Origin of the sequence: Magnetofaba australis IT-1 (assembly GCF_002109495.1) — a bacterium.
Taxonomy (GTDB): Bacteria; Pseudomonadota; Magnetococcia; order Magnetococcales; family Magnetococcaceae; genus Magnetofaba; species Magnetofaba australis.
This window is the reverse complement of the sequence record NZ_LVJN01000020.1, coordinates 445,556-463,961: the sequence shown is the minus strand read 5'-3', so window position 1 is coordinate 463,961 and position 18,406 is coordinate 445,556. Positions and strand designations below refer to the sequence as shown.

At 60.6% G+C, this 18,406-nt stretch carries 11 protein-coding genes; 3 read left to right on the top strand and 8 right to left on the bottom strand.

The genetic code is table 11. From position 1 onward, the window contains the following. Positions 1-15: 15 nt before the first annotated feature. The 7 genes from MAIT1_RS14300 to MAIT1_RS22480 form a co-directional block, all read right to left on the bottom strand. On the bottom strand, positions 16-2,223 hold the full coding sequence (locus tag MAIT1_RS14300) for a cytochrome c3 family protein (RefSeq protein ID WP_085443998.1): 2,208 nt from the start codon (positions 2,221-2,223) through the stop codon (positions 16-18). Further along, positions 2,220-2,858 (bottom strand): cytochrome b/b6 domain-containing protein, encoded by a 639-nt coding sequence (locus MAIT1_RS14295; protein WP_158089513.1) that lies wholly within the window; start codon positions 2,856-2,858, stop codon positions 2,220-2,222. Before MAIT1_RS14295 ends, MAIT1_RS14300 begins: the two co-directional genes overlap by 4 nt. Beyond that, a complete protein-coding gene (locus MAIT1_RS14290; RefSeq protein WP_158089512.1) occupies positions 2,851-3,792 on the bottom strand; it encodes a cytochrome c3 family protein in 942 nt (313 codons plus the stop codon). The genes MAIT1_RS14295 and MAIT1_RS14290 overlap by 8 nt, the downstream gene beginning before the upstream one ends. A gap of 500 nt (positions 3,793-4,292) precedes the next feature. After that, entirely contained in the window at positions 4,293-6,608 is a 2,316-nt protein-coding gene (locus MAIT1_RS14285) for a methyl-accepting chemotaxis protein (protein ID WP_143814863.1), read from the bottom strand. A gap of 187 nt (positions 6,609-6,795) precedes the next feature. After that, positions 6,796-7,137, bottom strand: coding sequence for a hypothetical protein (locus MAIT1_RS21580; protein ID WP_143814862.1), 342 nt, complete (start codon positions 7,135-7,137; stop codon positions 6,796-6,798). Positions 7,138-7,310: 173 nt separating this feature from the next. After that, positions 7,311-8,759, bottom strand: a complete 1,449-nt coding sequence (locus tag MAIT1_RS22485; protein ID WP_085443994.1) for a bacteriohemerythrin — start codon at positions 8,757-8,759, stop codon at positions 7,311-7,313. After that, positions 8,740-10,404, bottom strand: coding sequence for a cache domain-containing protein (locus MAIT1_RS22480; protein WP_085443993.1), 1,665 nt, complete (start codon positions 10,402-10,404; stop codon positions 8,740-8,742). The genes MAIT1_RS22485 and MAIT1_RS22480 overlap by 20 nt, the downstream gene beginning before the upstream one ends. Positions 10,405-10,852: 448 nt before the next feature. On the opposite strand from MAIT1_RS22480, the gene MAIT1_RS14270 reads away from it, so the two are divergent. Together MAIT1_RS14270 and MAIT1_RS14265 are read left to right on the top strand one after the other, a co-directional pair. Then, entirely contained in the window at positions 10,853-13,321 is a 2,469-nt protein-coding gene (locus tag MAIT1_RS14270; RefSeq protein ID WP_143814861.1) for a peptidase domain-containing ABC transporter, read from the top strand. Continuing rightward, the gene (locus MAIT1_RS14265) at positions 13,314-14,807 is read left to right on the top strand and encodes an HlyD family type I secretion periplasmic adaptor subunit (RefSeq protein ID WP_085443991.1); all 1,494 of its coding nucleotides are present in this window, start codon (positions 13,314-13,316) and stop codon (positions 14,805-14,807) included. Before MAIT1_RS14270 ends, MAIT1_RS14265 begins: the two co-directional genes overlap by 8 nt. Positions 14,808-14,893: 86 nt before the next feature. Here MAIT1_RS14265 and MAIT1_RS14260 read toward each other — a convergent pair whose 3' ends face one another. Continuing rightward, a complete protein-coding gene (locus MAIT1_RS14260) occupies positions 14,894-15,952 on the bottom strand; it encodes a response regulator (protein WP_085443990.1) in 1,059 nt (352 codons plus the stop codon). A 242-nt stretch (positions 15,953-16,194) separates the two neighbouring features. On the opposite strand from MAIT1_RS14260, the gene MAIT1_RS14255 reads away from it, so the two are divergent. Continuing rightward, positions 16,195-18,120 carry a PhoX family protein gene (locus MAIT1_RS14255; protein WP_085443989.1) on the top strand — a complete coding sequence of 642 codons (1,926 nt, stop codon included), beginning with the start codon at positions 16,195-16,197 and terminating at the stop codon, positions 18,118-18,120. The last annotated feature ends 286 nt before the right edge of the window (positions 18,121-18,406 follow it).

Sequence of the window (18,406 nt, the reverse complement as noted above, 5' to 3'; positions counted from 1 at the left end):
CAATCTCAGCCAGGATCAGGAGCCTTCGCCCCCAGCCTGTTTGAGCGCTGCGCGCTTCAGATTGGGCTTGAGCACCGTTTGCAGATCCTCCACCCGCTCAGGCGGGTAACCCAGCGCTTTGAAGTCCATGATGCCGTCACCTTTGTCCGTATGGCAGGATTGGCACTTGTGCCCATCTTTGCGGATGCCATGGTTGACGAACAGCGTGCCCATCTGCCGCATCCAGTTGGCCTGCACGTTCTGGGTCGGCTTGTTGTCGGCGGTCAGCGGGAAAGTGGTGTTCCACTCGCCCACGCCGAAGTACTTCATAAACTCATCCATCATGTAGAGCTTGAACGGCTCTTCATACATACGCTTCATGATGGGGTGCTGCATGGCCGCCACCATGGAGGCCTCAGGATTGCCGGTCTCATAGTAGGTGGGGTAGTCGAACGGCAGAATCATGGCGCCGAACGGTCCCTGGTTGCCCATATCCTCATACATCACCGCGTTGAACATCTTGAACGGATAGATGCGGCTCTGCCCCATCTGCATCACTGGACGCAACTTCTCCTCGATCACCCGCGCGCGCTCAGCGCGTTGTTCCGGTGAGAGCGGACGCAGGAAGTCGGTGGCGTCGGCCACATACTTCTCCACATCCACTTCCGGATACTTCTTCTTCAGCTCTTCGGCCTTGGCGCGCACCTCGGCGATGATCTCCGGATCGGTGATCTTGACCAGTTGATTCATCAACGGATTGTAGCTGCTGCCCGGAGTCGGGTTGTCGCCCAGCGCGTTGGCCAGGAAGGTGCCCTGCCCGTTGGACCACAGGAACTGGAAGCCCTTGCCCGGCGCGCCGGACTTGTAGATGTCGTAGTAGACATTGAGTCCTTCGTGCTCAATGAACTCCGGATGCAGCCAGTCGCGCAGCACGATGTTGTCGTCGCGCAGTTTGGTCATGTGGCAGGTTTCACACGCCAGACGATTGACGTGGCCATTGAGGATGGCGCGATCCAGGGATTCCAAATGGGGCGCGTTGGTGTGACAGTTCTCGCACTCCACCACTTTGCCCGGCAGATCGTTGGCCACCAGGTCTACGCCCTTGACGCCGCGCGGAATCTTGTGCCCCTCCGGCTGATGGCAGTCGGTGCAGATCAGACCCGCCGCCGAGTGCACGTCATGGGCCGGCTGGAACGAGGTGCCGCGTTTGGCGCCCGGATGCAGAATCCGGGGCACTTTACCCAGATTCTTCAGCGAAGCGCGGGTATCGTTCACCTGCTCGGTGTCGCCGCCCATATTGTGCTGGTGACAGAACAGGCAGTTACGCTGCGAGGGCATCCCCACAGTCACCGCCGCCGCCAGACTGCGATCCTGATTCCAGCGCATGCCATGGGCGTCTTTAACCACGTAACGCTCATTCATGTCATAGCGGTCAGCGTGGCAGATGAGGCAGTCGATGCCCTGCTTGGCCTCTTCCGGCACATCCCCCACCGGCATCATCTTCTCGGTGGCCGGATGGTAGTTGCCGCCAATGTGGCACTGGCCGCAGCCTTCGCTGTAGAGCACCTCTTTCTCATGCCCGTCATGCATCGGCTTGCCCTTCACCTGCACCGCCCATCCGGTCCAGGAGAACGAGCCCGGCACGCCGCAACCGCGATTGATCTTGCCCAGGGGAATGGCGCGTGTCTTTTCGGAGTTCACCTGGCGGCCGTCATAGCCCCAGGTGGTGAAGCCCTTGTCGGTGGTCTGCATCTTGAAGTGCACGGTATCGACGATATCCTCCAGGGTGCTCACCGCTTTGGTTTCGCCGGTGGCGGTGGAGGTGACGTGCATGGTCTCGTGGCACTGAGTGCAGGTTTTGGGCCCTTCATACTGCTTGATGCCCGCCTGGCGGAAGTAGCCGATGTGCGGGTAGCGCCGCTCGGCGCTGTTGGAGCGCAGATTGAGGAACATCTCGCGCTTGACCCGCTTGGTAAAGGCGTTCTTCTCGTCGGCCAGTTTGATGTCGATTTTGCGCTCATTGGCGGCCACTGTCAGGTCGTCAGCGATGCGCTCAAACTGTGGATCGGCCACACGGGCGCTGTTTTCATAGGTGAGTTCGGCGTTGACCACCCCGGTGTAGCTGGTGAAAAACGCCGGATAGAGTTTCTTGCCGCCAATCAGCGCCACCAGAGCGACGATCAACGTCCCCCAGATGAGCTTCTGCCGATTGCGCACATGCCATTTCCCCTCAGGCGCGCTCATTTTTCATGCTCCTCGTGCTCGTGGTAACCGGTGAACATCATGCGCAGGTCGCTGGTAAGCGTCCGGCCCATGGTGGCCATATAGATATGCATGACCAGAAAGACGGTCAGGAACAACCCCAGCAGATAGTGCAGCAACGCCAGTGGCCACAGCCCGCCCATACCCAAAATGCGATCCGGGGCGTACTGCGGGAACATGTAGGCCAAACCAGTCAGGATCATCAACGGGATGCCCATGTAGGCGACGCCGAAGTAGGTGATGCGCTGCAACGGATTGAAGCGCGCTTCGGGTTTGGGCTCATACGGGTGCGGCGCGCCGGTGAAGATATCGACGCCATAGAACTTGGCCTGTTTGATCAGCGCGCGCAGAAAATCCATGCTCATGATCGGCGCATACTGGCCCCATTCACGATTGCGGATGGTGAACATGACGTAGAAGAAGAAGAGTACGGCCAATGTGATCCCGGCGGTGTTGTGCACTTCGCGCGCAACCGAGAACTCCAGCAACAGAGCGGGTTGATCCAGCGCCGCAAAGTGCAGGCTCGCGCCGCTATAGATCAGGGTCAGGAACAGCGCCGCATTACACCAGTGCCATAGACGCACCCACAGAGGCACCATATAGATTCGCTTAGCCATGGCCATTCTCCCCTTTACCCGAACGGGATGACCGTTTGAGCCCGCCGATGAAACGCCCCAAGCCGTGCCCGGCTACGCCCAACGCCGTGGCCGCCACCAGGATCAAACTCAGTTTGTCCAGCCAATCAACCCGCGTTGAGCCGATGATGTACGCCTCGCCGAGCAAAGCGGCGTTGACTACGCCCACCTTCTCCAACTGTTCGTTGTGGCGATATTTATACAGTTTGGTCAGCAGAATGGAGTCCTTGCTGTGGCACGCCACACAGCGATGTTCGGCCTGTTTGGCCGACAGCACCACGTGGGAGGTCTCCGCCGTATGCGGCGTATGGCACTCGATGCAACGCACCTTTTGCCAATGCATCGCCGGATTGGGCAGCCAGTCGCCGTGGGTCTTCTCCAGATTGGCGATAAAGGAGCGTTGGGTCAGCTGTGAAAACCGCTCTTCAGAGAGGTGGCAGTTGAGGCAGAAGCCATTGTCCTGCGCAATCACCTCTTCGATGGGCATCTCCTCCCGCTGCATGGCGAAATCATGCGGATTATGACAGGAGAAGCAATTAAATCCCTTCTTGATGCGCTGAGCGTGTACGCTCTGCGCAAACTCCTGCCCCACTTTCTCGAACTTCTCTTCTATGCGGCGGTTGTCATCATGACAATCCAGGCACTTGAGCGTCTTACTGCTCTCCTCCGGCTCATGCGGATAGCGCACATAGCCATCCTCATGGCAATCCTGACACGCCAGATCGCGGTGGCTGGAGTTGGCGAAACGAGCATGATCCACCCACAAGCTGACAAACTCGCCGCTTTGCGGGTCCCGCGCGCCCATCCCCTTCATGCCATGGCACCGCAGGCAATCACCGGGTTTATCCTGCCCGCTGACCACGACATTGTGACCGATGGGGCGTTCGGCGGCGGACGCGGCGCTGGACGCTTGCACGCACCACGCGCCCATGCCGAGCAGGACCCAGAACAACGCGCTGTGCGCAAAACCCCTTCGGGCCGACGCAGTTCGTGAGCTTGTCATCATCAACACCCCACAGTAAGAGCCATCTTGACCTGCTGGGACGATTGCGCCATCTCACGCGCCACCGCTCTGCGATCAAAGACAAAAATATTATAATATGCGCATAGACTCATCATGTGCCTCAAACTCTACGATTTCAATGCGTTTCTCAAATCGTAACAGAATCTTCACCGATCTGTTGATAGACCAAGCAATCTCTGGAGTTTGCGCGCAAAACACAGCCAGCATACGCGATATGAAAAACTTTCTACAACCCCTGCAAAACTTTTTAAACCTCTGTTCACAGGTGAATTTTTAATATCGCGAAAACGCCTCTCCCAAAACAGAACGCCACCCGTTGCCGGATGGCGCTCACTATTTTCCATGTTAATGCCTCACCTCACGCAGAAAAATTCTCTGCCCGACGCGACGCGCTAGCGCAACTTGAATCCACTCAACGCCTCATTGAGCTCCTGACCAATTTTGGCCATATTGCCAGAGCGGGAGTTAACCGACTGGCTGATCTGCGTCAGCGCATGGGCGGCGCCCTTCACCTGACTGACAACCTGCTCCAAGCCGTCCGTGGCGCTGGCCACGCTGCCTACCCCATCGGAGATGGCGGCGCTCCCTTTGGAGGCCGCCGCGACGCTGCGCGTCACCTCCTCCACCGCATGGGAGATCTCCGTCACCTTGATATTGACGTCCGACACCCCCCCGGAGACCTCGGACAAACTATGATTGGAGTGAATAATCTGCTGCGAAACCCCCTGCAGATGCTCCTCCACCGTACGGCTCTCATCGGCAATGCTGTTGATCGCTGTCGTGGAGCGCTCCAGCGTGGCGTATTGCGACTCAATGGCGTGGAGAATCTCCTGATTGTTCTCGTGAATCTCCTGAATACCGGCGCGGATCTTGTCGCTGGCGCCCACCGCGCGAGCGCTATTGGCTTGAATCTCATCGATATTCTGCGAAATTGTCTGGGTCGCCTCAGCGGTCTGCGCCGCCAGCGCCTTGACCTCATTGGCCACCACCGCAAAGCCTTTGCCCGCTTCTCCCGCGCCAGCGGCTTCAATGGAGGCGTTCAGGGCGAGCATATTGGTCTGGTCGGCGATGTCATTGATGATGCCCACCACCGCGCCGATGCTCTGTGAAGACTGTTTGAGCGAAGCCAACACCCCCGAGAATGCTTTGGCCTGCTGCGCCGACCCCTCCGAAGCCTCGGCGGTCACATGGCACTGCCCCAGCGCATCCTTGAGCATGGCGCGCATCTCCTCCACCGAGGAGGCGACTTCACGCAATCCGCTGACATTGCGATTCATCGCGCCGCTGACCGACTCCAGCGCCGCATTGGAGCTCTCGGAGCTGGCGGAGACCTGCTCCAGATTGCCCGCCGCCCCCTCCATCACGCGGGTGATCTCGGTCATGTTGGCGCTCATCTGCTCCGCCGCCGCCGCCATGGCGGTCATATCATCCTTGGAACGTTCGGCCTGATCGGCGATTTCACGGATGGTGTGGGTGACCGAGCCGGTGGCTTCGGAAGCGGATTCGGCGTTGGCGTTGAGTTGGTTGGAACTGCCCCCCAATTCACCCGATGCCGACGCCAATTCACGCGCGTCGCCACCCAACTGTTTCGCATACTCCTTGAGTTTGCTCAAAAGGGAGTTCAGTTGATCGGTCATTTCATCGAGCGCTGTGGAGAGATCGCCGATCTCATCGCCCTGATCAATGCCAACCCGTACATTCAAATTACCGCTGGCGATGCGTTTGGCCGCTTGGGTGCACGCCAATACCGGGTTGGCCACCAAGCGCGCCACCGTGCGCGTCAACAACACCGCAATACCCAGGGCGATCAGCACAATGATGCCCATGGTGGCCTTGGACGAACCAATATTCGACTCAACGCTCAACAGGGCGGCGTCCATTCTATCGTGGACCAACTCCTCCGCCTCATCGGCGCTGCGGGTAAAGGACTCGAACGTGTCATGGAAGCCTTTGTCGATCCCCACCTCTTTCTCGTGCAACGCCACGGTGTTGGCATGGCGCGTCATGGCAAGGACCTTGAGGTCTCGCGCCTTTTTCGCCAAGCCCGCGGCTTTCGCCCTCGCCCAGTTCGTCTCCCCCTGATCCAGCAGTTTGGCGCCTTTTTCAAACTGCGCCGCCACGGCCTCAGGGGTGACGCTCTCATCACCGGAGAGCATCTCTTCCAGGAACAGATGCGCATCAGCCAAGTAGTACTTGGCGGTCGCTACGGCAATTGCGGTGTCCGGCTCCACGTTCTCATCGCGCAGCGCCAGAAGGTCATCAATGCCGCCTTGCAATACTTCATATTGTTCATCAAAGGCTTGATCGACTGCGCTACCCGTGCTTGACGTGCCAGCGAGCAGATCGTAGCGCTGCTGGGCATACTCACGAAACGCCGCCAATTTTTTTTGTACCTCGCGAATTTTAACCACTACCGCCGGGTTTTCGCTGGGGATGAATTTACCTTCCTCGTTCTCCCCGCCTTCGACCATGGCTTTGGCGTACCACTCGGTCTCGGCCAACTCCGCCCACACCGTATCGATGCTGTCTTGCGACTGACCGGAGAGAATCTCTTCCAACTTGAGGTGGGCATGGGTGGAGGTGAGTTTGATCTCCATGGCGGCATCGCCAAGCGGAGCCAGTTTGGCGCCCAGATTCGCGCCTTGTTCGCCAACAGCACCGATAAACAGCAAGCCCGCCACACCGGTGATGGCGGTGACTGCGGCCATGATCAAGTAGGTGACCAGGAGTTTGCTTTTGAGCTTGAGCCCATTAAAAAAACATCGGCTTATTTCCTTTTGTAAGCGATGCGACAGTGACTGCGTATAACGCAAAAGCTCAATTGAGTACAATGTTAGTTATTTCTTATATTCGTATGCCGCTACGCGATGGCGCAGCGGCATACTCAACCTCGGATTAATACATCAGATCAAACAACTGCTCGCCCAGCACAAATGCAGGCCCCGCCAATATCAGCGCAATCAATAGAGCGCTGGCCAACGAGCGGATATCCGAAGAAAAAAAAGATTCTACAACCATCATGCAACACCGTTTCAATTGGAGTATTGGGCGGTCGGCAAAGTTCGCGCAGGTTGGCGCAGCGCGCCAGATTGCTTCCCACAGGAAACATCCGCGACAAACCGGCTGCACGCGCAAGCATTCGCTGACTTCGCAACCGCCAGACCATTTCAACCCCCGTGTTGCATCCCAAATCTGCGCCGCATCCTGGCGACGCCATGCCGAACGCGCAAGCGCCACGCATCTGTCGCTGTGGAACGTGTCCCCGTCCTGAATCAGCGTGCGTGGCGGCGCAAGCGCCCCGGCATGAGTAGCAGTCTATGGAGAGTGATTTTCACAATCAATCATACAGTGCGATTTCCTGGAAATATCATACCCCTGCAGACAAAGCGTCACATTGTCAGGCGCCAACGTCATGCGTCTTTGTTGGGCTGCGCGTAATGCTTGTCCACTTCCAGAATGTGGTGCACGAGCCACTGTTTGACGAAAGCGATGACGTCATCAATGATGGCGGAACCCTCGTTCTCAAACTGCTTCTTGATCCCGCCCAACTTTTCGATCAGCTCCTTATGCTCGCGCTCATGGGCCGCCAGATCGGCATAGCCGGTATCCTGCATATACTTCTCTTCGCGCGCGAAGTGGTACTGTGTATAGCTGCACAGATCGATCAGCACCCGCCGCATGATCTGGTCCGGCTGCTGCGCGTCATGGGCGATGATCAACTTGTTGAGGAGGTTGAGCAGACGCTTGTGATCCTCATCCAGGAAGGAGACCCCCACCTCATAATTCGCCTGCCAATTGATGCGACCGGACTCCGGCAATTTGTCGCGTTCGCCCTGATACAGCGCATCCAGGTGGTCAAACAGTTGCTGGCGCACCGGCTCGAACCTCTCATAGCGGGAGTTGGCCAGTTTGAGATCGCCTTTGTTCACCGCCGTCACCACTTCCGCCGCCAACTGGTGAATCTGCTCATGGTGCGACACCAGGTCACGGAACAGCGGCGCATCGCCAAGCAGCTCCCCGCCCTCGCCATAGAGCCAGCGACCCAACTCGCAGTCCTGCGCGCCGGTCACCTGACTGGGCTCCATTTTCACCCGCTCCATCAGCACGTTGGCCAACATCGTCATCCAGTTGATATGCGCCTTCTTCACCGACTCGGCGTTAAACTGCGGTACGCCCCAATTGATGCCCAACATGGCGCTGATCAACGAGTCGCTGGCGTTATCCACCATGGTCACCAAGGAGCCGAATTGGGTCACTGATGCGTCGGTATAGCGCGAGTAGGACTCCACCTGCCCCATATGGCCCTGCACATCTTCAGCCTCGCTGCGCGCCTCATTGGCCAGGTGCGCCAACTTGTCCACCTCCTCATTGGCGCTCAAACTGTTCTGCGCCATCAACTGCGTAGCCTCCGCCGATTGACTGGCGGAGTCGGCGATGCGGGTCACGCCATCGGCGGCCAGCATCGCCGAGCGCGCCACTTCGTCGGAGGCCGATCCCAACTCGTTGGCGTTAACCGTCACCTCGGAGGCCGCGCGGGAGACCGCGCCCACCGATTCATTGACATCACGGATGGCGATAATCTGCGTGGCCACCGCTTCGGCGATCTCGCGGTTGGCTTCGTCGATGCGTCCCACCGCCTGCACCACCTGACTGGTCATGTCGGTCACGCCGCGGGCGCGATCCTGAATGTCGTCCACTTTGCGGGTGATATTGCGGGTGGCTTCGGCAGTCTCGGCGGCCAGCGCCTTGACCTCATTGGCGACCACCGAGAAGCCCTTGCCCGCTTCACCGGCGCCCGCGGATTCAATCGATGCGTTGAGCGCCAGCATGTTGGTCTGATCAGCGATGTCGTTGATCATCCACCACCTTATCGATCTCCTGGGTGGCGCTGGCCAACTCCTTGATGGCGTTTTGCGCCGATTTGGTCAGTTCATCGGCCTGACGCGACTCCTCCCGCGCCGACTGTGTCTGCTGGTCGATCTCCGACAGCGACTGCCCCATGGAGCCCACTGCGCTATCCACCTGGGTGATGGAGCCGGAAATCTGCTCCAGATTCTGACGCACACTGGCGACATTGGCGGACATCTGTTCGGTGGCCGCCGCCACGGTATTGACGTTGCCAGAGACATCCGCCGCCTCATGCGCCACATCCCCCATGGCGTTGGCCAGCGCATTGGCCTGCTCGTTGATCTGCTGCATGGAGCTGGAGGCCGACTGCGCGGCGGACTCCATGCGCGAGATCCCTTCACTCTGACGCTTGACCGACTCCATGGTGTCGCGCGCCTGCTGGCGAATGCCGCCGGCGTCTTCACTGAGTACGCCGCGCACTTCATTGAGCTGGCGCACCGCCGCCGACACGCTGTCGGTTTGCAACGAAACCCCGCGCAAAATATCCGCCAGGGAGTCCACCATGGCGTTGAATCCCCGGCTGATGTCATCCAGCTCGTCGGAGCGGGCGGGAATCTCCAAACGTTCGGTCAAGTTGCCGCCGGTGATGCCGCCGATGCCGTCGGCGATGGATTTAATGCGCCCCACCACCCGCTTCGTCACCAACCAGTAAATCACCATGGAGACCAGCATCAGCAGGAGGATCGGCCCCCCCAGTTTCCACACCAGCGAACTGCGAATCGACGACACCACATTCAAGTCCACCCGATACACCAGCACGCCCACCACCTTGCCGGAGAAATCCTTGATGGGATGGTAGGTCAAATGGTGGTCATCAAAGGGGAAGTTCAGATCGCCCCGCATCGACTCCTTGAGCGAATCCGGCGCAATATCCTCCACCGGCATCCCTTTGGTGGCGCTGGTGAGGAGAAATTCGCCAATGCTTTTGGGGGTGGTCTTGGCAAATCGCTTGGCCACATTGAGCTGTGATTTGTGCATCAAAACCGCGAACTCCTCCTCTTCGCGGGTTTTGGACTTGTTCACCACCTGGGCCATGGGCATCAGCGTCTCCACCGAGCCCACCTGCTTGCCTGCTGCATCAAACACTGGCGACAGGCCACGCAGCACAAAACCGCCGCGACCGATCTCAATGCCCAGCAGCGGCTTGCCGTCGCGATTGATGCGCAACACGGTGTCGCGAAAGCTGGACAGATCGTCGCCGCCGGTGCCGTTCCAGATGCGCAGGAACGATTTTGCGGGCGGCAGGTGGAAGTGCACGCGGAATTTCTTGATGCCGGTGACCTTCTCCACATCCGTCTTGATGGACTTCATGAACGCCGCCAACTGCTTGCGCGCGCCCTCTTCGTCACCGGCGGCGACGGTTGCGTAGGCGTCGCGCACCTGCGGCAACGCCGCCACCAGCGCCGAGGCCACCAGCGCCTTGTGGCTGATGCGTTCGATATTCATATCGACGTCATGCAGCTTGGAGTTGACGCGCTGGTCAACCAACACTTCAATGACGTTGTAGAGCGCCGATGACGAGATAAAGTAGACCGCAACGCCAATGATCAGCATCAGGAGGGTGACGGGGATGATGAGCTTGAACTTCAGTGACATGAGATCACTCCCGTAAAAGGCGGGTTCACACCAGAAAACTCCGCCCTGGAGCCCCCCCCCAAAGCAGCGTTTTGCTTCATGTATTGTCTTAAGCAGGATAGCCTAAACCGCGTTAACGGGCTAGAAAACTTGTCATAAAATTTTCATATTTCCATCACTTAAACAGAATGAGAATCACCCACAACAAGCCATTGGCGACTGCGCCAAGAAACCTGCGCTCCACTGTGCCCACAAGCAACTAATTTTCGACAAATCGTTGATATTTCTATCATCAACTATCTGGTCTCGGAATTGCTTCCTTTTCGAATGGCGAATCAAAGACCAAGGCGCATCAACATAATTATCGCGCCAGGAGTTGGCTATGGCTGTAAACACAACCTGAACGCCAGACATAATCTGAAATACTCAATTAACATGACGAGGGCGCCAGTGGCGGCGACTGAATTCAGTGAGCATACACGCATTCTTTGACAAGGATGAGTGGCCCCAACGGTTATCCCCCTGGGCAGTGACGCGATCGGTCTCCGGTTATCTGGTCGGCGTGACTCTGGTGGGCAACCTGTTGGCGCTCGCGCTGCCATTGATGCTCCTGCAAATCTACGATCGCATCCTCCCCAACCAGGGCTTCAGCACCCTGAATCTGCTGATCATCGGCGTGATCATGGCGATTCTGGTGGAAGCTGAACTGAAACTGATCCGCGCCTATGTGGGCGGCTGGGTCGGCGCGCGCTTTGAGCATCTCTCCAGCTACAGCGCCATGGAGCGCATGCTCTTCACCAACCTGCCGTCGTTTGAAAAGGTTGGCTCGGGGGTGCATTTGGAGCGCATGGAGGCGCTCGGCTCGCTCAAGGATTTCTACTCCGGCCAGGGGCTGCAGGTGCTGCTGGACCTGCCCTTCGTGCTCATCTTCCTGGGCTTCATCTACCACCTGGGCGACTGGCTGGTGCTGGTGGTGCTGACGGTGTTCGGCATCTTCATCGGCGCCGCGCTGTGGGTAGGCAAACGCCTGAAAATGGCGATGAATCATCGCATGACCGCGGATGAAAGGCGGCTCAACTTCATCATCGAAACTCTTTCGGGCATGCACTCCATCAAATCCATGGCCATGGAGGCGCTGATGCTGCGCCGCTATGAACGCCTGCAGGAGGGGTGTGCGGTGCACGCCCGCCATGTGGTGCTGCAGAGCGCCACCGCCCAGGGCATCGGCTCGTTCTACGCGCAGTTCACCATGATTCTGGTGGCCGCCGTGGGCGCCACCCTGGTGATCGACCACAAACTCACCATGGGCGGCATGGCCGCCTGCTCCATGCTGGCCGGTCGCGCCATGGGACCGATTCAGCAGGCGGTGGGCGTGTGGGCGCGGTTTCAGACCATTCGTCTGGCGCGCGAGAAAGTCAACGCCATCTTCCATATGCCGGTGGAGTTCAAATCCGGCCTCGGCGAAGCCCCGCAGATTCAGGGGCGCATCACTCTGCGCGACGTCAGCTACAGCTTCGCCGAAGGGCGCGAGCCGCTGCTGCACGATCTCAACATCGACATTCAACCCGGAGATTTCGTTGGCATTCGCGGCGACAACGGCAGCGGCAAGAGTTCGCTGCTGTGGCTGATGATGGGGGCGTTGCGTCCCAGCGGTGGAGAGGTGCTCATCGACGGCGAGGATCTGCGCCAATACGACCCGCGCACCCTGCGCGACAAAATCGCTTATCTGCCGCAAAAGGGCGAGCTGTTCCAGGGCACGCTGCTGGACAACATCACCATGTTCCGCGACGAATTGCGCAACGACGCCGTGGCGCTGATCGAACGCATGGGGCTGGATGAAATTCTACAACATATGCCCAAGGGCTATGAGATGGACATCGATGACGGGACCAAGCAGGCGCTGCCCATGGGCATCCGCCAGCGCATCGTCATCGCCCGCGCCCTGCTGGAGAACCCCCAAGTCATTCTGTTCGACGAAGCCAACGCCTCCCTGGATGGCGCCGGCGACGAACAGTTGCGGCGCTTTATGGACGGCTTTCGCGGCAAAGCCACTGTGGTGCTGATCAGTTCGCGCCCCTCCTGGCTGAAACTGGCCGACCGCCTGTTTGACCTGGATGACGGCGAGTTGATCGAGCAACAGCGCACGCCGCCTCCACCGCCCAAGCCCAAGCCTGCGCCCAGCGCAGATGCGCAGCCTCCAGCGCCGCCGCGCACTTTGGCTGAGCAGCTGGGTGACAAACTTGATGAAGCCATTGAGCTCTCCTCCCCGGTGGTCAGCGGCTCTTCGCGCCAAGGCGAGCCGGAGGTGGATCAACTGTTCGTATGGGACGCCAACCCCGAAACCGACATCGCTGACAATCTGTTCAGCCAGGCGTTTGAAAACGGCCTGTCATCTGGCGGCAAGAGCGGCGGCGGCGCCAATCGCCCCAAAGCCAGCATCAACAAAGCCCCCGCTCAACAGCAGTTGGACTCTGCGCAGAGCGATTCGACGCCACACTCCGCCCCCATGCAGAGCGACGCCTCTGGCGAATCCGCACAGCCGCAACAGCGCGTCAAGCCTCACGGCCGCCGCATGAGCGCTGAACAGCGTACTCGCCTCAAGCAGGAGAAGCGCTCGCACGGCCAACGCCGCCGCAACAAGAGCGCTGCGGAAAATCGCCACACTGATCAACCCCAGGCGCCAGAGCAAAGCCAATCGACCACACGCAGCGACTACGCCGATGACACGCTGCTCGACTCCGCCTTCGCCAGCGGCCTCTCCATAGAAGGCGAAATCGACGCGATTCAGGAGGCCTCGACGCCGCCTGTGGAAGCGCGCAACGCGAGTCGCCCACAAAAGCGCGTCAAACCGCGCGCCCGTCGCATGAACGCAGAACAACGCGCCCAGGTTCAACAGACAAAACGCAAACGCGCAACCAGGAGCTGGTCCGATGGCTGAACAGCGCGCCAACAACGCCCCTGGCGGCAACGCCGCCGGATTTCTGGAGGACCGCGACACCCGCACGCGCATCGGTCGACGTCAGGAGCGCTATCTGGCCCAATCGGCCGTGCTGGAGGAAGCGGGTCTGCCCAGACTGGTGCGCTTTGCCGCCATCATCTCCTGCGGCGGCGCGCTCACCTTCATGCTGTGGACCGGCTTCGCCACCATGGACGAGGTGGCCAAAACCCGGGGCGAGATCTCCCCCTCCGGCTCACTACAAATTGTGCAGCACCTGGAGGGCGGCATCGTCGATCAGATTCTGGTGGATGACGGCCAGTTGGTGGAGCAGGGCGAGCCGCTGGTGCGCTTGAAAGCCGAAGAGGCCAGCGCCGAATATGCGCAAGCGCGCTCGCGCGAGGCCACCTTGATGCTGCAGATCGCCGAGAAGCTGGCGCTGGTGAGCGGTCACCCGCTGTGTGAATCGCAAACCAAGGAGCCCGAACGCCGCGCCCCCATCACCGATTGCGTCGGCGACGACGCCTGTGAACTGGCCAGCTCGCTGGCCCTGGAGCGCATCGCCGACGCCGCTTTCCAGATGGAGTACGCCTCTCTGCTGTTGAAGACATGCCTGGTGCTGGAAGCCAAACGCCAGGCGTTCCTCAGCCAGGTTTCGGTGCTGGAGGCGCAGTTGCGGCAAAAGCGCGCCCGCCGCGCCAAGCTCAACGAACAGCTCAAAGCCTATGATCAGCAGGTGAGCATTCAGGACCAGGAGGTCAACCTGCGCGAACCGTTGGTCAAACGCAACCACATGTCGCGCCTGCCGCTACTCAGCGCCATGCAGTCCCGCGCCGCCACCCTCACCGACCGCAGCGAGATCAGCGGCAATCTGCTGATGGTGCCGGAGGAGGAGCGCGAGATGCGCCGCAAGATCCGCGAAACGCGCAGCAATTTCAAACAGCAGGCGCTGCTGGAGGTGGATGGCGCGGTGGCCGAGCTGACCGCCGTGCGCGCACAGATTCCGCGCCTGCAGGATCGCTTGGAGCGGCTGGTGGTGCGCGCCCCCTTGGAAGGGGTGATCAAAGATGTGCAGATCAAGACCAGCGGCGGCATTCTACCGCCTGGCGGCACGGTGGCCGAGCTGGTGCCCTTCGCCGGTCTGCCCACCGCCGAGGTGCGCATCTCCACGGAAGATGTGGGTCACGTACGCGCCAGTCAGCCAGTGACCATCAAGGTCTCCACCTACGACTACGCCCGCTACGGCGGCATCACTGGAGAGCTGCAGAGCATCTCCCCCCACACATTCCAGGATGAGAAGACCGGCGAAGCGTACTACAAGGGAGTCGTCCAGCTCAGCAAAGACCACGTGGGCGAGAATCCGCTGGAGAACCGCGTGCGGCCCGGCATGATTGTGGACGCCACCATTCACACCGGCTCCAAGACGCTGCTGGAGTACATTCTCAAGCCAATCCACAGCTCCATGGACGAGTCGTTCAGCGAACGCTGACGCGCCCACCTATGCAAACGCCGCCCCGAAACCGGGGCGGCGCGCAAAATCTCTCGGCTGTCTGTTCAACGCCAGAGGCGCTGCTTTTACGCCTTATCATCGGGCTTGGCGACCGACTCCTCGGCATAGCGCTCCTTGATCTCCAGCGCCTCGGGCAGAATCTCGTGGAACACCGGGATCAGCTTGGGATCGAAGTGCACGCCCGCGCCCTCATCGATCACCGCCACCGCCTTCTCCACCGGCCACGCTTTCTTATAGGGGCGCTCCGAGGTGAGCGCATCGAACACGTCGGCGATGGCGATGATGCGCCCGGGCAGGGGGATATCCTCTGCGGCGATGCGGTTGGGGTAGCCGCTGCCATCCCACTTTTCATGGTGGGTCATGGCGATCTCTTTGGACATCAGCATCAATTCGGAGGGGTCGTCGCCGATGATCTGCGCGCCGAACGCCGGGTGCTGGCGCATGATCTCCCACTCCTTATCATCCAGCTTGCCGGGCTTGAGCAGCACGCTGTCGGGAATGCCGATCTTGCCGATGTCGTGCATGGGCGCGGCGTGAAACACCAGATCGGTCCACTCCTCGGAAATCTCCAGCGCTTGCGCCATGAGGCGCGAATAGTGGCTCATGCGGATCACGTGCAGACCGGTTTCGTTATCCTTGAATTCGGCGGCGCGGCCCAGACGACGAATGATCTCCATGCGGGTGCGCACCAACTCCTCGGTGCGCTCATCCACCATGCGGCGCAGTTCACGCTGTTGATCATACAGCGCCAGATGGGTGCGGACACGCACCTTGACAATGGGCGGGCTGATGGGTTTGGTGATGTAGTCCACCGCGCCCAGCTCCAATCCCCGGCGCTCATCCTCCTGCTCGCTCTTGGCGGTGATGAAGATCACCGGAATTCGCGCCGTGGCCGGGTCGGCCTTGAGACGACGGCACACTTCGTAACCATCCATCTCCGGCATCATCACATCCAGCAGGATCATGTCCGGTTTGCTCTCGGCGCTGGCGATGCGCAACGCCTTATCGCCATTGAGCGCCGCTTTCACCTTGTATTCGCCGCGCAGCACGCCGCTGAGCACATCGATATTTTCCGGCGTGTCATCCACCACCAAGATGGTGGCGCGTTCAGGGGTCAACGTCATGATCCATCCTCTGTGTCACCTGGGGTCACGCTCAAGCGCCAGCACTCAGCATAGCGGAAACGCCCCATCCGCCGCCAACCCTTTTCAACCAAATCAACAGGATTCGTCAATGCATCGGCCACACACATGGCGTTGGCGCCGCCCGAGCGATAGAATTTGTTGCGCAATCGCCATCATCACGCCCTTTGCGCGGGCATAATGCCTCAAAATCACTCACTTCTCTTCCGTCACAAGAGGCTGTCATGGATCACCCCTCCTCCTCCGCCACGCCGATGCAGTGGTTGATTCAGTGTCGACTCAAACGCCGTGAGGCCCTCAAGGGCTCGCTGCTGGGCGCCGCTGCGCTGGCCCTGGGCGGCGTGAGCCAAGCCCGCGCCGGGTGCGACGACGAGCAAAAAGTCGATCTGTCGCTGGACCCCACCACTCTGGCCTTCAAACCAGTCCCCGCCGCCATTGCCGACGACCATCAGGTCAGCGGCGGTTATGTGGCCGAAGCGGTGATCCGCTGGGGCGATGCGGTGCTGGCCGACGCGCCGGCGTTCGACCCCAGCCAACACAGCGCCGAAGCCCAGGCTAAACAGTTTGGCTACAACAACGACTTCCTCGCCTTCATGCCGCTGCCCGCAGGTTCGGACAACGCTGACCACGGCCTGCTGTGCGTCAATCACGAATACGTCAACCCGGTATTGATGGCCCCAGAGGCGCGCCGCAAGGACCCTGAGCTGGCGCAGGAGCGCGCCGCCATTGAGATGGCCGCCCATGGCCACACGGTGGTGGAGATCAAGCGCAACGCCAAAGGTCAGTGGGAGCCGGTGGCGGGCGGGCGTTACAACCGCCGCATCACCGCCCACACCCCCATGACCCTTTCCGGCCCCGCCGCCGGACATGCGCGACTGCGCACCCACGCCGACCCCAGCGGCGCGCATGTGCTGGGCACCCTCAACAACTGCGCGGGCGGCGTCACCCCATGGGGCACCATCCTCACCGCCGAGGAGAATTTCCACAAATACTTCGACGGCCACACCAGCGATCCGCTGGAGGCCCCCGCGCACAAGGCGTATGGCCTGGGGCGCGGCGCCGCTTTCCCGTGGGCGCAGTTCGAGCCGCGCTTCGATTTGGCGCAATCCCCGCGCGAGCCCAACCGCTTCGGCTGGGTGGTGGAGATCGACCCCTACGACCCCCAATCCACGCCGGTCAAACACACCGCGCTGGGGCGTTTCAAACATGAAGCCGCCACCACGGCGCTGACCCGTGATGGCCGCGTGGTGGTCTACTCCGGCGACGACGAAACCTTTCAGTTCCTCTACCGCTTCGTCTCCGCCAGAGCCATGAATCCCAACGACCGACAAGCCAATCTCGGCCTGCTGGATGAGGGCGTGCTCAGCGTGGCGCGCTTCTCGGAAGAGGGAACCCTGCAGTGGCTGCCGCTGATCCACGGCCAGGGGCCGTTGACGGCGGAGAATGGCTTCCATGATCAGGGCGAAGTGCTGATTGAAACCCGTCGCGCCGCCGCCCTGCTGGGCGCCACGCCCATGGATCGCCCCGAGGATGTGGAGCCCAATCCGGTCAATGGCAAAGTCTATGTGATGCTGACCAACAATAAGAGTCGCCAGCCGTCGGAGGTGGATCCCGCCAATCCGCGCTGCAACAACCAATACGGCCACGTGCTAGAGTTGACGCCCCCCGGCCCCGACGCGCCGGAACACGACGCCGAGACCTTCCGTTGGGACGTGTTCCTGCTGGCCGGGCCGCTGGATGGCGAAGCCGAGGCGCGTTACCATCCGCTCACCGCCCACCACGGCTCGTGGATGGCGGCCCCGGACAACTGCTGCTTCGACAAACGCGGCCGCTTGTGGATCACCACCGACCAGGGCGGATCCCAAGCCAAGCGCAACCATCCCGACGGCGTCTATGGCATGGATGTGGACGGTCCCGGTCGCGGCCTGCCCAAGCGCCTCTACGCCGCGCCGCGCGACGCCGAGTTGTGCGGCCCCTGCTTCACGCCGGACAACGCCACCCTGTTCGTGGCGGTGCAGCACCCCAGCGAACATAAGAAAGTCGCCTACGAGAACCCCACCACGCGCTGGCCCGACTTCGACCCCGCCCTGCCGCCGCGTCCGGCGGTGGTGGCGATCCGCCGCGTCGATGGCGGTCCCATCGGCGGCTGATCCGTCACAACCCGTTTCTCCTTGAGAGGACGCAGCCCCCGCCCCCGTTGTCGTTGCGCCGCCCTTGGCGCAGCGGCGGCGGGGATCGCGCCGGTCGCGTCCTCTTTTTTTGTCTTAGCATTCGAAAATGAATACTGAAACGCTATAAGATATTGAGGGCTGCGCCCTCAAACTCCCCTTAAGATCAACAGCAACACCGTGATGCGGGCCGTCCTGGCCCGCCCCCTTCGGGCTCGCTGCGCGAGTCCGATTCGGCAATCCTGCCGAATCGTGGGGCGCCGCCCCA